Source organism: Alcaligenes nematophilus, assembly GCF_026344155.1.
GTDB classification, from domain to species: Bacteria; Pseudomonadota; Gammaproteobacteria; order Burkholderiales; family Burkholderiaceae_B; genus Alcaligenes; species Alcaligenes phenolicus.
In genome coordinates this window covers 164,140-178,788 of the sequence record NZ_JAPKMZ010000004.1, presented here as the reverse complement: position 1 = coordinate 178,788, position 14,649 = coordinate 164,140, and the positions used below count along the sequence as shown (strand labels likewise).

General features: G+C 56.0%; 11 protein-coding genes, 1 pseudogene and 2 riboswitches. Of the genes and pseudogenes, 6 read left to right on the top strand and 6 right to left on the bottom strand.

Annotation, left to right across the window (positions count from 1 at the left end; translation table 11 throughout):
• Positions 1–136 precede the first annotated feature (136 nt).
• Together OSH04_RS12060 and OSH04_RS12055 are read right to left on the bottom strand one after the other, a co-directional pair.
• Positions 137–1,300, bottom strand: a complete 1,164-nt coding sequence (locus tag OSH04_RS12060; RefSeq protein WP_009454535.1) for an NnrS family protein — start codon at positions 1,298–1,300, stop codon at positions 137–139.
• A 79-nt stretch (positions 1,301–1,379) separates the two neighbouring features.
• The gene (locus OSH04_RS12055; RefSeq protein ID WP_035267922.1) at positions 1,380–1,859 is read right to left on the bottom strand and encodes a MarR family winged helix-turn-helix transcriptional regulator; all 480 of its coding nucleotides are present in this window, start codon (positions 1,857–1,859) and stop codon (positions 1,380–1,382) included.
• 413 nt (positions 1,860–2,272) lie between these two features.
• On the opposite strand from OSH04_RS12055, the gene OSH04_RS12050 reads away from it, so the two are divergent.
• The gene (locus OSH04_RS12050) at positions 2,273–3,412 is read left to right on the top strand and encodes an FAD-dependent monooxygenase (RefSeq protein ID WP_009454531.1); all 1,140 of its coding nucleotides are present in this window, start codon (positions 2,273–2,275) and stop codon (positions 3,410–3,412) included.
• Between the two features lie 268 nt (positions 3,413–3,680).
• Entirely contained in the window at positions 3,681–4,997 is a 1,317-nt protein-coding gene (locus tag OSH04_RS12045; RefSeq protein ID WP_266108540.1) for an MFS transporter, read from the top strand.
• 141 nt (positions 4,998–5,138) lie between these two features.
• On the opposite strand, the gene OSH04_RS12040 is transcribed toward OSH04_RS12045, so the two are convergent.
• Both OSH04_RS12040 and OSH04_RS12035 read right to left on the bottom strand, forming a co-directional pair.
• On the bottom strand, positions 5,139–5,408 hold the full coding sequence (locus OSH04_RS12040) for a hypothetical protein (protein ID WP_035267915.1): 270 nt from the start codon (positions 5,406–5,408) through the stop codon (positions 5,139–5,141).
• On the bottom strand, positions 5,405–6,208 hold the full coding sequence (locus tag OSH04_RS12035) for a YggS family pyridoxal phosphate-dependent enzyme (protein ID WP_009454526.1): 804 nt from the start codon (positions 6,206–6,208) through the stop codon (positions 5,405–5,407). The genes OSH04_RS12040 and OSH04_RS12035 overlap by 4 nt, the downstream gene beginning before the upstream one ends.
• A gap of 77 nt (positions 6,209–6,285) precedes the next feature.
• Between OSH04_RS12035 and OSH04_RS12030 the strand changes: the two genes are divergently transcribed.
• Positions 6,286–7,593, top strand: a complete 1,308-nt coding sequence (locus tag OSH04_RS12030) for an aminotransferase class I/II-fold pyridoxal phosphate-dependent enzyme (RefSeq protein WP_035267913.1) — start codon at positions 6,286–6,288, stop codon at positions 7,591–7,593.
• Between the two features lie 101 nt (positions 7,594–7,694).
• Here OSH04_RS12030 and OSH04_RS12025 read toward each other — a convergent pair whose 3' ends face one another.
• Positions 7,695–8,564 carry a DMT family transporter gene (locus OSH04_RS12025; RefSeq protein ID WP_083053673.1) on the bottom strand — a complete coding sequence of 290 codons (870 nt, stop codon included), beginning with the start codon at positions 8,562–8,564 and terminating at the stop codon, positions 7,695–7,697.
• A gap of 85 nt (positions 8,565–8,649) precedes the next feature.
• Here OSH04_RS12025 and OSH04_RS12020 point away from each other — a divergent pair, with 85 nt between their 5' ends.
• The 3 genes and pseudogenes from OSH04_RS12020 to OSH04_RS19705 form a co-directional block, all read left to right on the top strand.
• A complete protein-coding gene (locus tag OSH04_RS12020; RefSeq protein ID WP_026482726.1) occupies positions 8,650–9,159 on the top strand; it encodes a MarR family winged helix-turn-helix transcriptional regulator in 510 nt (169 codons plus the stop codon).
• 39 nt (positions 9,160–9,198) lie between these two features.
• A complete protein-coding gene (locus OSH04_RS12015; RefSeq protein ID WP_266108539.1) occupies positions 9,199–10,866 on the top strand; it encodes a VRR-NUC domain-containing protein in 1,668 nt (555 codons plus the stop codon).
• Positions 10,863–13,040: pseudogene (locus OSH04_RS19705) on the top strand (helicase C-terminal domain-containing protein); the annotation flags it as partial. The gene OSH04_RS12015 and the pseudogene OSH04_RS19705, both read left to right, overlap by 4 nt.
• On the opposite strand, the gene OSH04_RS12005 reads toward OSH04_RS19705, so the two are convergent.
• A complete protein-coding gene (locus OSH04_RS12005) occupies positions 12,985–14,346 on the bottom strand; it encodes a D-amino acid dehydrogenase (RefSeq protein WP_031232121.1) in 1,362 nt (453 codons plus the stop codon). The pseudogene OSH04_RS19705 and the gene OSH04_RS12005 overlap by 56 nt on opposite strands.
• 48 nt (positions 14,347–14,394) lie before the next feature.
• Positions 14,395–14,475: riboswitch (glycine riboswitch) on the bottom strand.
• A 4-nt stretch (positions 14,476–14,479) separates the two neighbouring features.
• Positions 14,480–14,567, bottom strand: a riboswitch (glycine riboswitch).
• Positions 14,568–14,649 lie beyond the last annotated feature (82 nt).

The window sequence follows — 14,649 nt, the reverse complement described above, 5'->3', positions numbered from 1 at the left end:
GAACGATCCGTCCCGCGTTGCTTGCAGAGGGTGCAAACAACGTGCCTGCTTAGTATAAGCAGGCACGGTCAGGCAGAAAATAAAGATAAACGGTGCCAGGGACTTTGCTTTTTAAAGTGTGGCGCCGACGCTGCGATCAGTTCAATCTGGGGCGAATCAACATGGGGGCAAACTGATGCAGGTAATTGAGCATGGCCAGAATCCAGCATAGGCCAGCCGCATGCAGCAAGGGCAGGCTCCAACTGCTTGGGATCAGGGCCAGCAAGCGCAAGACGCAGGCGGCAATCAGGAAACCGTAACCCAGCACCACTTTGGGTGTGGCACGCAAGGGGCGGCCTAAATGACCCAGGGCAGTACGGGTCAGCATGCCAATAATCATCACGCTGAAACCTGCCAGACCCACAATATGTACCGGCCAGGCTGCGCGCAGAATCCAGCCTGCCTCATACGCCGCAGCACTTAATAGACCCAGTGCCAGACCGGCATAGCCCAGGTACAGAATCCACAGCAGCGGCGTGTTGCGGCTGGCCCAGGGTTTCCAGCGTACCCATTGAAAGCAGGCGATCAAGCCCAAAGCGGCCAGAACCAGGGCTAAAGGCAAACGCCAGGGGCTTAGCGACAAGGCAATGGCGATGGCACTCAAGCCCATTTGCCAATGGCCGCTACGAGTTTGAGCAGGCAGGCTCAGGCCCGGCAAGGCGCGCATGGCAAAGAAGGGGATGATGCGACGGGCAATCAGCAAGGTGATCAAGCCCATGGTCCAGAAGCCGCTGTAGAAGTAGGGCATGGGGTCTTGCCCTTGCATCAGGCTGTACATGAACAGAGCATGGCTAAGACCCAAAGCCAGCATGGCGAGCGGAATACCGTAATTGCGCTTGTTGCGGGCGATCAGGATGACGCGCCCCAGTTCAGCTGCGGCAATGGCAAAGAAGAGGGCATCGAGCAGCAATGCCGCCATCATGCCATGGGGAAGTAGCAGGCTGAAGCGCGCCAGAATCCAGATCAGACACAAGGCCCCTAAAGAGGGGCCACGCAAGGTGGGTTGCCCCGTCCAGGTGGCGCTGGCAGTCAGCAAAAATCCCACGGCAATGGTGCCGATAAAGGCCCAGAGCATTTCATGGGCGTGCCAGTACAGGGAAGGGATGGCCGCATTGGCCAGCCAGCCGGGCGTATAGAGCCAGAGCGCAATGCTGGCAGCGCCCCAAAGCGTGGCTAAAAGATAGAGGGGACGAAATCCCAGTTCCAGGAATGCGCGCCATTCTGGGCGGGTAGAGGCGGGGGAGGCAGTCAAAGGAGTCATGGCAGATCAGTTATAAGATGTATTTTAAATATATCTTAAAGGCCGAATAAAACATAGTCTCTTCAAGTGATGTTCAGCCTTATTCTTTGTCGCTCATATCCAGGGTGCTGTCTATCATTTTGCGCAGAAGATAGACGATGGCCACGCGTTCTGCGGGGTTCAGATTGCCCATGGTCAGTTCGCTGATGGTATGGGCGCGAGGGATGACACGATCGAGCAGGTTCAGCCCTTCCTGGGTCAGCTCCACAATGACCTTGCGTCTGTCGTCCTTGTCCGGTGCCAGTTCAATCAGGTTGCGTGATTTCAGGCGCTGAATAATCCCCCGTATGGTGGCCTGGTCGACCGCCGTCGCTTCGACCAGCTCGGTTTGCGAGCTGGGTCCATGGTCGCGCAGAGCGCAGAGCGTCACGAACTGAATCGCAGTTAGTTGGCTGTCGCCCACGTAATGCTGAAAGATGGCCGTATGCCGCTGGCCCGCCTTGCGCAGCAGGTGGCCGATTTGTTCGGTGACATCGTAGGACAAGGTTTGAGGCTCAGAAACGGGGGAGGTAGGCTGCATAGTCTTTCTGTCTTGTTGTGGAATGGGCAGGCCAGTTAAAGAACAACTGAGCAAGTATACCTTCCCGAGGACCGGTTCACGTCTGATCCAGATCAGTTATTTCGCGTTTAAAGCATCTGTTATTTCAGGGTGTGCACCGCAATAAATGAGTCTACACACTGTTAAATCGGAAAATTAAATAAATTTGAAGTATGGATATTCAAGGCTCGTTTTTGTTTTTGATTTTTTAATTAACTTGTTGATATTGTTGTTTTAATAGCTTGTTTAAAGCTTCTTTATAGGCTGTTTAAATCCCCTTTGGATAGGTATAAACCCTAGCTCAATCACCTGTTTTCATGCTTAAACTTAGTGTGTACACTACTAAAAAACATGTGGTGAGCACTTTTGATGAGTGCCGTGATTTGGAGCTAACGATGGAAAAAACAGTCAAGATTGCGATTGTAGGGGCCGGTCTTGGCGGAGCCGCTGCGGCGACTCTGTTGCAGCAAGCTGGCTTTGAGGTAGAAGTATTTGAGCAGGCGCCAGAATTCTCGCGTTTGGGTGCCGGTATCCACGTGGGCCCCAACGTGATGAAGATCTTCCGCCGCATGGGTCTGGAAAAAGCGCTGGACGATATGGGTTCGCACCCGGATTTCTGGTTCAGTCGTGATGGCGAAACGGGTGACTACCTGTCCCGTATCCCTTTGGGTGAATTTGCCAAGAAAGAATACGGTGCGTCGTACATCACCGTGCACCGTGGCGATATGCACGCTTTGCAAATTGACAGCATCAAGCCGGGCACCGTGCACTTTGGCAAGCGGTTGCAAAATCTGGTGGACCGTGGTGACGACGTTTTGCTGGAATTTGCCGATGGCACCAGCGTAACGGCTGACATTGTGATTGGTGCCGATGGCATCCACTCCAAGATCCGTGAAACCCTGCTGGGTGTAGAAGACCCGATTTACAGCGGCTGGGTGGCACACCGTGCCCTGATCCGTGGCGAAAACCTGGCCCGCTTTGCCGACGAGTTCGAGGACTGTGTGAAATGGTGGACAGACGACCGTCACATGATGGTGTACTACACCACTGGCAAACGTGATGAATACTATTTTGTGACTGGCGTGCCACATCCTGCCTGGGATTTCCAGGGCGCTTACGTAGACAGCTCGCAAGAAGAGATGCTGGCCGCATTTGAAGGCTATCATTCCACGGTTCAGAACCTGATCAAATCGACTGAAAGCATTACCAAGTGGCCATTGCGTAACCGTAATCCGTTGCCTTTGTGGAGCCGTGGTCGTTTGGTCATGTTGGGCGATGCATGTCACCCCATGAAGCCTCACATGGCTCAAGGTGCTTGCATGGCGATTGAAGATGCCGCCATGTTGACGCGCTGCTTGCAAGAGACCGGCTTGTCGGATTTCCGTACGGCTTTTGATCTGTACGAGCTCAACCGCAAAGAGCGTGCGACTCGTGTTCAGTCTGTCTCCAACGCCAATACCTTCTTGCGCACGCAAGAAGATCCGGCCTGGGTTTACGGCTACGACCTGTACGGTCAGGACCTGAAGTCCAGCTAAGCAGTGCCCGGTGCTGAGTCCGGGAGCGATCCGGGCTCAGCGCATCAATCTGATCGGGTCCCGTTGTGTCTGACCTGTCTCTATAGATAGAGCAGGCATGTCCAGCAGGGAGTCACCGTTGATACATCATTCTTCATCTGTAAACGGTCTGCAGCCCAATGGGGGGAATGCGGACGCGTTCAGGGCCCTGCTGTGTTCTGTCAGGCGCTGTTCTTAGGCAGTTTTCTGGTTCACCAGGCATACCAATAATTATCTGGAGATATACAAGGTGCATTCATCCATCCAAAGTCCCACGGCTGTGCCTGCAGGTCGGGACGGAAACGGAGATCTCTATAAGAAGATCGTCTGGCGTCTGATCCCCTTTCTGTGCTTTTGTTATTTGGCTGCTTATCTGGACCGCATCAACGTGGGTTTTGCCAAGCTGCAGATGCTCGATCATTTGCAGTGGAGTGAAACGGCTTACGGTCTGGGTGCTGGCCTGTTCTTTCTGGGCTACATCCTGTTTGAGGTACCCAGCAACCTGATTCTGGAACGTGTGGGTGCCAAGCTGTGGATTGCCCGCATCATGATCACCTGGGGTCTGCTCTCTGGCCTGACCATGTTTGTCACCTCGCCGACGCAGTTCTACATTCTGCGTTTTGTGCTGGGTGCGGCAGAAGCCGGTTTCCTGCCAGGTGTGTTGTATTACCTGACCCTTTGGTTTCCTACGTACCGACGCGGCAAGATCATTGCCTTGTTCATGATTGGCCTGCCTTTGTCCAGCGTGATTGGTGGTCCTTTGTCCGGCTGGATTATTGGTCACTTTGATCACATGAACGGTTGGCGTGGTTGGCAGTGGCTGTTCCTTCTGGAGGCGATTCCTAGCGTGCTGCTCGGTTTCCTGACTTTCTGGGCCTTGCCAAACAACTATCAGTCTGCGAAATGGCTGAGTAATGATGAAAAATCTCGTCTGGCTGCTGACCTGGCTGCCGACGATGCCGAAGGCAAGGGTGTCAAGCACAGCTTTAAAGATGGTTTCTTCAACCTGAAGGTGTGGATGCTGGGCGGGATCGACTTCTCCATTCTATTGGGTACCTACTCCATCAGCTTCTGGATGCCGTCCTTTATCCGTGCGGCAGGTGTGCAGGATCCTTTCCAGATTGGCTTGATGACGGCGATTCCATCGCTGGCCGGTGTGGTGGGCATGCTGATGATTGGTGCCAGCTCGGACCGTTGCCGTGAACGCCGTTGGCACTTGATCGTGCCGCTGACTATCGGTGCGGTTGCGCTGGTTGCCAGTACCTTTGTGGCTCATCATGCCTGGTTGACCGTTCTGACCTTTACCGTGGCTTCGGCTGTGATTATGGGTGCTGTGCCTGTGTTCTTTAGCTTGCCAGCGACGTTTCTGAAAGGCACTGCCGCAGCGACCGGTTTTGCTCTGGCATGTTCCTTGGCTAATATCGCCGGTCTGGTCAGCAACTCCCTGATTGGTTGGGTGACCGACCTGACAGGCTCGGGCAGCGCCGCTTTGTGGCTGTTTGCCGGTAGCTTGATGGTGAGCTGCTTGTTGGCATTCGCCTTGCCAGCCAAACAGGTGAACCGCTAAGTCTCCGTTCGCTCCTGTTGTCTGAAACACAAAAAACATACCCGGCGAATAGCCGGGTATGTTTTTTTATGGTTGCGGCGTCTTGGGTACGCCGCTTTGCCGAATCAGGGTAGCAGGCTTATGGCCGGGTACCGATCAGATTCAGGCAGTAACTTTGCTGCCTTGCTGTAACCAGGCTTGCAAATCAACGGTTTCGTACAGAACCTGTGCGCTGAGCACGCGCAAGCCATGCGGCCCGCTATCCAGGATGCGGTGTTCGCCTTTGGCTTGTTGCAGTTCCAGTTCGCTGTCAGGCAGCGTCATCAGGTGGCGAGCCACGGTAATCAGTTGCTCGGGCGGGCAGCAGGGGCTGGACTCAAAGTGTCCGATTTCTTTACCGTTTTGGCGGATGATCAGGCGTAGTGGATTCATGATGTTGTTGCCGTATCGGAGACGGGCCAGTAAAAGTTATTGGGCGTGGCGCGTGCACCAAAAATGGCTTGTCCAACGCGCACAATCGTGGAGCCTTCGGAAATAGCGACTTCATAGTCACCCGACATACCCATGGATAGCTCACGGATGTTTTCCGCGTGGGCAATGTCATTGCGCAATTGATCGCGCAAATTGCGCAGCAGGGCAAAACAAGGCCGTACCCGTTCCGGGTCAGCGTCCATCAAGGCCAAGGTCATCAGGCCTTTGACTTTCAAAGCAGAAAACTGTGGTAATTCGCGCACAAAAGCATGGACTTCTTCCGGGGGTAAACCGAACTTGCTGTCCTCGTTGGAGGTGTTTACCTGCACGAAAACGTCCAGACTGCGGCCTTCAATTTGCAAGCGGCGGTCCAGGGCTTCTGCGGTCTTGAGCTTGTCCAGTGCATGAAATTCAGAAGCAAAGCGTGCAACGGACTTGGCTTTATTGCTTTGCAGGTGTCCAATAACAGCCCATTCCAAATCCGGTAGTTCTTCGCGCAGGGCTTCGTACTTGCCTTCGGCCTCTTGCACCTTGTTCTCGCCCAGCAGGCGACAACCGGCCTGGTAAGCCAGGCGGATGCGGTCAATTCCGAAGGTTTTGCTGACGGTGAGCAAACGTACATCGCCAGCGGCACGCCCGTAGCGCACGCAGGCGGCATCAATTCTTTGTTGTACCAGGGCAATGCGTTCCCGAAATGCCTCTACACTGGTGGAGGTGGGATAATGCTCGGTGTGAAGTAGATCAGGGGCGGATTCGGACATGGCGCACCAGTAAGGAAGAAAAAAAAGATAAACTCGACCCTGCGGGTCGCGCATAAACTATTATGTCATAGGTCAAAATGAATATCCAGGGAAGCAATGCGAAGGAACTTTTCGATGATATCCGACAGCAAGTGGCACTGGGGCGAATCGCTCCGGGCCAGATTTTGCCGCCGGTACGCGAACTGGCTCAAACACTGGGCTTGAACCGCAATACGGTTGCCCTGGCATACAAGCGCCTGGTCTCCGCCGGGGTGGCCGATGCACAAGGCCGTCGCGGTACACGGATTCGTGAAGCGATCCGGGAGCTGGCGCGGGAAGGGCATGGGGCCAGCTCGGCCTTGCAGGATCTGGCCAGTGGCAATCCGGCGCCGGGCTATTTGCCTGCACCTACCCAATTGATAGCTGGGGTGCGCGGTCAAACCCAGGCTTTGTACGGCGCCGACCCGTTGGTGCCCGAATTGCGCGCCGTATGTCAGCAGGTGTTCCATAAAGACACCCCCCCCGATACCGATTACCACGTCAGTTACGGCGCAGTCGACGCGATCGAGCGCTTGCTGCAAGCCTTTTTGCTGGCGGGCGATAAGGTCGGGATCGAAGATCCCGGCTACCTGAACAGCATCAACTCCGTGCATACGCTGGGCTACAAGCCAGTGGGTATTGCTGTTGATAGCGAAGGGATTGTGCCGGCCTCGCTGGAGGCGGCTTTGGAAGATGGCCTGCGCGCCTTGATTCTGACCCCGCGTGCGCACAACCCTACGGGATGTTCGCTAAGCCGTGCCCGTGCCAAGCAGATCGAGCAAATTCTGAAGCAGTATCCCGAATTGTTGCTGATGATTGATGACCACTTCTGGATGCTGGCCAGCAGCCCTTATCGAAATGTGATTCCTGCCGATCATTTGCGCTGGGCCTTGATCCGTTCCGTGTCCAAGGGCCTGGGCCCGGATTTGCGCGTGGCTCTGGTCGCGTCAGACCTGCAAACCAGCGAGCGCTTGTCGCAACGTCTGGCTTCGGGGGCTCAGTGGGTCAGCCATCTGTTGCAGCAAATGGTGGTTCATGGGCTGACCGATGCCGACATCAAGGCGCAGACTCGTGTTGCACAAGCCGCTTACGTACAGGCTCGCATCGATCTGATGCAAGCCCTGAAAAAGCAGGGCATTCCTTTTTGGGATAGCGAGGAAGGCTTTAATCTGTGGATTCCGCTGGATCGGGAAGCCGAGCCGGTACTGGCAGGCTTAGCCGCACGTGGCTGGCTGGTTCGATCCGGCCAAGTCTTTGGGGTGAGCAACCCCGCTCAAGGCTTGCGTGTCAGTTTTGCGAATCTGAATGCCAAAGACGCTCAACGCTTTGCAACCGATTTAGCTCAAGTTCTGCAAGAACGCTATTAGTCACTATCTTGCTGCTTCTAGCGGAGTAGCAAGATAGTGAACTCTCTTACGCGCCCATCCAGATAGTTAATAGGGGCGCTATTTTTATGGGCGCAAGATGCTTATTTGGCGGGCCGATTGCTGATCCACTGCACCGCCAGCACACTGCCCATCACCAGAATAATGCCCAGCAGGCTGGAGCCTGTCATGGCCTGACCCAAAATCAGCCACCCCAGAATTACAGCGGTCAAAGGGCTAAGCAGACCCAGCGAAGACACGGCCACAGAGGGTAAAACGGCAATCCCGCGGAACCACAGGGTATAGGCCAGGAGTGCACCGACCAGACACAGGTAGAGATAGCCACCGATTTGCACGCCGCTCAAGGAACTGTCCAGCGGTGGGTCCAGCCACAAGGCCAGAGGGGCCAGCATCAGTCCACCCAGCATCAACTGCCAGGCCGTGAAGGCCAGAATGGGCATGCCACTGCGCCAGCGATGCGACAGGTACGTGCCCAAGGCCATGCATAGGGCCCCGACAATGGCCGCGACCATGCCCCAGGTATCCCATTGGCTCTCTGGCGATAGCAGCAAAATACCCATGCCGATAATACCGATCACGCAGGCGACCAGTGCCATGGTCACCGGACGTTTGCCTTCCAAAGCCCAGGCCAGGCCAATCACCACCAAGGGTTGAGCCGCACCCACAACGGCAGCCAATCCACCCGGCAGGCGGTAGGCCGCAACGAATAGCAAGGCTTGAAATGCCCCGATGTTCAAGGCTGCCAGAATCAGGGTCTTGCCCCAGTCGCCTGGGGCGGGCATGCGTCGGCTCCACAAGAGCAGCATCACGCCAGCGGGAAAGCAGCGCAAAAAGGCCGCGATAAAAGGGCGGTCGGGGGGCAGAATTTCTGTGGTCACAATGTAAGTGGAACCCCAGATGGCGGGGCCTAGTGCGGTCAAGGCCGTCACCAGCCAAAGAGAAAGTCGGTTCATGATGAAAGTATCTTGATGTCGAGATAAATGCCAGTGTAGGGATGATTTATCTTAATATCAAGATAAATATCGAAATCGAGAAATCATGAGCGAAGAACACGACGCGGTAGACCTGATCATTAATCAATGGCGCGAGCAGCGGCCAGACTTGCAGAACCTGGACGCCATGGCCTTGCTGGGCCGCATGACACGCTGCTTTCAACTGGTCCAAAAACAAATGAGCGAGAACTTCAGGCGTCACGGCCTGCAGCTGGGCGAATTTGATGTGCTGGCCAGTCTGCGCCGCTCCGGCCCGCCGTATACCTTGGCGCCTACCGCCTTGTTTTCCACCTTGATGGTCAGCTCCGGCACCATGACGCATCGCTTGCAGGGCCTGGAAAAGCAGGGCTTGATCGAACGCATAGCTGACCCGGAAGATGCCCGCCGTATTCTGGTGCGCTTGAGCCCTGCGGGTCTGGCCTGTGTGGATGCGGTCGTGGTGGATCATTTGGCCAATGAAGAAAATTTGTTGGAAGGGCTGGATGCCACGCAGCGCCAGAACCTGAATACCTTGTTACGGGACTGGATGCGCTTGTTGGAGTCGCGCCCGGCTTGAAGGAGTGCTAAAGTAGCTGGATATATACACAGCCTGCTTATGATTCCGCCCGAGCTTCCTCCTTTTTATTATCTGCACAATTTCCACCAGGTTTTGCAGTGGGTACAGCACGCCAGTTCCGACCTGCTGGAGCCTGAACACGTCCAATGTGGCCATCGTTTTGGACATGCTTCCCAGCCTGCGCAAGCCTTGCTGGTACGCTTGCTGATGCGTAAAGGCCCGGTGTTCCGTATCGACAAGCTGCGTTATGCCGAGATCGAAAATCTGGAAGAGGCCGTGCAAGAGCTGGCGGCCTGCGAGCTGATAGAAACCGATCCTGAGCTTGATCTGGAAACGTTGTTTGCTGTCCATACCGTTCCCGAGCTGCGCCGCTTGTTCAGTGAGCTGCCAGCCACCGGGCGCAAGTCAGACTATCTGGAATGGATTGGCCAGACGCAGGGTGAACAGGCCCGGCCTTTTACGCAGTGGTGCACAGATCCTGGCCTGCAAGCCCCGACGCTTCGTCTCTCACCACAAGTCATGCATTGGGCGCAGCGTTTGCAACTGCTGTTCTTTGGCAATCATTACCAGGACTGGTCCGAGTTCGTGCTCAGCGATCTTGGCTTGTATAGATACGAAACTGTGATTCTGGATCAGTCTAGTCGGGCGTTTCGACATAATGAGGACGTGCGCCTGTATGAAGCCTTGTCCGAGCTGCGTGATGCGCAAGACGAGGCCGATCCAGATCTGTGGGCCCAACGTTTTGCCGCTGTTCAGGCTGTTGAGACCGACAGTGATTGGCTTCAACGACGCAAGGCGAAAACCCTGTTTCAGCTAGGCCAGCAAGCCGAGCGCCAACATTGGTGGCCGTTGGCCGAGCAAGCCTATGTGCAGACCAACTGGCCGGGCGCCCGTTACCGTCAATTGCGGGTGCTGGAGCGTCAGGACAAGCATCAAGGGGCCTGGCCCTTGTTTTGTCAGGCGTGGGAGCAGCCCGAAAATGAGAGTGAAACCCAGAAGCTGCTGCGTATGCTGCCCCGGCTGCGTCGCAAACTGGCGGTAGAAGCTCCGCCCAGCTCGCCATCCACTAAGCCCACAAGCCGCACGCAACGTAGTGATCTGGTTTTGTTTGATGACGGCAATAGGGTCGAGTCCCAGGTGCTGGCCCACTGGGATAGTCCCTTGGCTCCGGTTTTTTACGTAGAAAACGCCTTGTTTCCGGCCTTATTGGGATTGTTGAGCTGGGATGCCATTTTCGCTCCCTTGCCCGGTGCATTTTTCCACCCTTATCAAGCCTGTCCGGCCGATTGGGGTAACCCGGACTTTGTGTCGCGCAGGCAAAACTTGTTTGATCAATCTTTAAGTGTGCTGGATGGCGCAGACTATAAAACCGTGATCAGGCAACGCTGGCAGCAAAAGCGCGGCGTGCAGTGCCCCTTGCTGATCTGGCCAGCCTTGAACGAATCCTTGATCGATCAGGCCTTGCATTGCATCCCCGCCCAGCATTTGCAGCTGGTGTTCAAGCGTATCTTGCAGGATTGGCGGGACAACCGTTCCGGTTTGCCGGATTTGGTGCGCTTCATGCCGGCTCAGCAAAGCTATGAATTGATTGAGGTAAAAGGCCCCGGAGACCGCTTGCAAGACAACCAGCGGCGTTGGTTAAGTTATTTCGAGCAACATGCCATCCCTGCGCGTGTCTGCTATGTGACCCGGCCTGAATCACCATGAAAGCCTGGACGGTAGGTGTACGAGCCTTATGCGAATTTACTGCACGTAGCGGGGATCTGGACCTGCGCTTTACGCCTGCGACCACAGCACAGGAAGGTATCCTTGGCCACCAGCAGCTAAAGCTGCGTCGCCCCGAGCACTATGAAGCCGAAGTGCCCCTGTCGTACGAGATGGAAGGACTGCTGGTGCGTGGTCGAGCCGATGGGTTTGATCCTGTCAGCAACTGCTTGGAGGAACTGAAAACCTATCGTGGGGCCTTTGATGCTATCCCCGAGCACCATAGACGTCTGCATCAGGCACAAGCCAAGGTCTATGCCGCCATCTTGTGCCAGGAGCGTGATTTGCCGGGGATGACGGTTAGCGTGGTGTATTACCACGTGGACAAGCATAAAGAGACCAGCATCTCCGAGTATCTGGAGCGCGCAGCGCTGTGGGCCTTTTTCGAGGAGCAATGCCGCGCTTATGTAGAGTGGGGGCGGCAGGAGCAAAAACACAGGCTGGCGCGCGATCAAGCTTGTACAGCGTTGCAGTTTCCCTATGAACAATTTCGTGCCGGTCAGCGACAGCTAGCCGTGGCCGCGTTCCGGGCCCAACGTGACGCACAGTGCCTCTTAGCCCAAGCGCCCACCGGTATTGGCAAAACCTTGGCCGTCGTATTTCCAGGCCTGAAGGCCATGCCCGAGGCGGGTTTGGATAAGCTGTTTTATTTGACGGCCAAGAACTCCGGTCGGCAAATGGCGCTGGACGCCTTGCAGCGCTTAAGCCCGGAAGGCGAGGGTGCGTGGCGGGTGCTGGAAATGGTGGCCCGTGACAAGCAGTGCCCCCATCCGGATAAGGCCTGTCATGGTCAGTCCTGTCCTTTGGCCGAAGGTTTTTACGACCGTCTTCCGGCTGCCCGTCAGCAAGCTCTGGAGCAACCCATGTTGACTAGCCAGCGCTTGCAACAAGTGGCTAGCGAGCATCAGGTCTGCCCCTATTATTTGAGCCAGGAGATGCTGCGTTGGGCAGACGCTATTGTGGGCGACTACAACTACTTTTTCGACACGCATGCGGTGCTGTATAGCCAGACCCTGGCCCAGCAATGGCGCAGCGCTGTTCTGGTGGATGAGGCTCACAATCTGGTTGAACGAGCCCGTTCCATGTATTCCGCGTCTTTCTCGCAAGTGCAGTTGCGCATGGCGCGTAAAGCCTCGCCTTCGGCCTTGAAGCGTCATTTCGCCCCTTTGACTCGCTTGATGGAGGACTTGATACCTGAGGAAGGCAGCGACCAATGGGGGCTGGAAAAGATCCCGGAGGATTTGCTGGAGCAGTGCGACTATCTGGCGGCCCGTTTAGGGGCTTATGTGGCCGAGAATCCCATGCCGCAAGACAGCCCCTTGCTGCAGTTCTATTTCGAGCTGCTGTACTTTGTGGACCTGGCCGGACAGTTCGGCTCGCATTCCTTATTCGATATTTTGGCGCAGCGCGATGGCGTGCTCCTGAACTTGCGCAATATCGTGCCTGCTCCGTTTCTGGCCGAACGCTATGGCGATGCGCACGGAGTAGTGCTGTTCTCCGGCACCATGAACCCCTCGCAGTTTTATCGTGATGTTTTGGGTCTGCCGCCCAGCACAGCAGAGTTGAACGTGGCATCTCCTTATCGGGCTGAGCAGTTGCGGGTACGTCAATATGCCGGTCTGTCCACGCGCTATGCCGACCGGGCCCAGAGCCTGAGCGGCGTTTGCGATATTGTTGGGCAGGCGTATCAGGAGCAGCCGGGCAACTATCTCTTGTTTTTGAGCAGCTTTGATTATCTGCAGCAGGTCAGTCAGGCCTTGCAGGAGCGCTGGCCGGATATGCCGCTTTGGCATCAGCAACCGGGCATGAGCGATCTGCAAAGAACGCAGTTTCTGGACCGCTTTACGCTGGATGGGAAGGGAGTGGGTTTAGCGGTGCTGGGTGGGGCGTTTTCAGAAGGGGTGGATTTACCCGGTAAACGCTTGATCGGTGCTTTTATTGCCACCCTGGGTTTGCCGCAGTTCAATCCGGCCAATGAGTCCGTCAAACAAGTCATGGCCCGGCTCTTTGGGGAGCGGCGGGCCTATGACTATACCTATCTGTATCCGGGACTACGTAAGATTACACAGGCCGCGGGTCGTGTGATTCGCGATGAACAGGATCAAGGCTTTGTGTATCTGCTGGACGAGCGCTATGGGCAGCGGCGGGTGCAGCAGTTGCTGCCGGACTGGTGGCAAATTGAGCAGGTGCGGACTGACGCTCGTTCTGGGCAATCACTTCGGTAATGATTTGGGCGGTGGCGGCTGACAGTGTCCAGCCCAGGTGACCGTGGCCGGTGTTGTAGTACACGCCAGGGCGGCTGCCTGCTTTTACGCGCGGCATCATGTCCGGCATCATGGGGCGCAAGCCAGCCCACGGTACAACACGGTCGGTCGCCGCGTCGTGGAAGTTGCGACGGGTCCAGTTGGTCAGCGGGGCGATACGGTCGGCGCGAATGTCCTTGTTGGCGCCGTTGTATTCCGCCGTACCGGCCACACGCAGGCGGTCCTTGCCCAGACGGCTGGTCACAATCTTGGCTTCTTCGTCCAGCAAACTGACCCAAGGGGCGGCATGTTGGGCTTCCGGCGTATCCAGGTACACGGAGATCGAATAGCCTTTGACCGGGTAGATGTTGATGTAGTCGCCCAGCATATGGGCCAAGTGACGGCTACCTACGCCAGCGCAAACTACCAAGGAGTCCACAGACAGTGTATGGGTGTGGGCTTCAGCGCCTTCACCGGTACGCAACTGGATGCGATGTGGTGGGCCGCAATCAATACCCAGGACTTCTGTATCTTGCAGAAATTTCACGCCGCGCTTGGCGCAGGCATCGGCCAAGCCGCGTGTGTATTTATGAATATCCCCTGTGGCGTCCGAAGGCGTAAAGAAACCGCCGTAGTAGGTGCCTTGCAGAGCAGGTTCGATCTGGTGGATTTCTTCGTTGGTGACCGTGCGGCGTTCCAAGCCGCCTTTGTGCAGCAGCTGGCTGACTTTTTTGCCGGACTCAAAGCCGCCGGGGGTGTGGTAGATGTGCAGAATGCCGCGCTGTTCCAGGTCGAAATCAATGTTTTCGTCCTTGGCCCACTGGTACAGATTCTCGCGGGCGCTGATGGCCAGCTTGACGGTGTCCACGGTGTTGCGCTCGTAACCGGAAATCGCGCCCACAAATTGCGCCATCCAGCTGTATTTATGCCAGCTTGGTTTGGGGTTGAACAGCAGTGGGGCGTCTTTGCGCATCATCCACTTCAAGCCCTTGAGAATGGTGCTGCGGCTGTTCCAGACTTCGGCGTTGCACGCAGATAGCTGTCCACCGTTGGCGAAGGAGGTTTCCATCGCGGGGTAGCGCAGACGGTCGATAACGGTAACTTGATAGCCTTTCAGGCTAAGGGCGTAGGCGGTGGTGATTCCGGAAATACCGGCGCCAATGACGGCAATATGCGACATAACAGGCTCCTGACAGGTGAATTACCACCGAGTAGTGGCAATACCCCATCTGTCCTGTGACCTGAGAGTTTATCCAACCTGTGTGTCTGGCTGGGCTCCTTCGGTGGGCGTCAAACGCCGCTCTCCAGAGTGTCGGGCTGGTACGATCCTTTTGCCTGAGAGATTCCGGGGTGGTTGCTCCGTCGGCGCCTGACTGAACAGGTCTCTTTCATACCGCCTGTAGTGACGCGACTACAGTAGCTGTGCTTACAAAAGTTTGCAATCAGGGTAAACCGGGAGCCGCTGGGGGCAACTCCCGGTTTG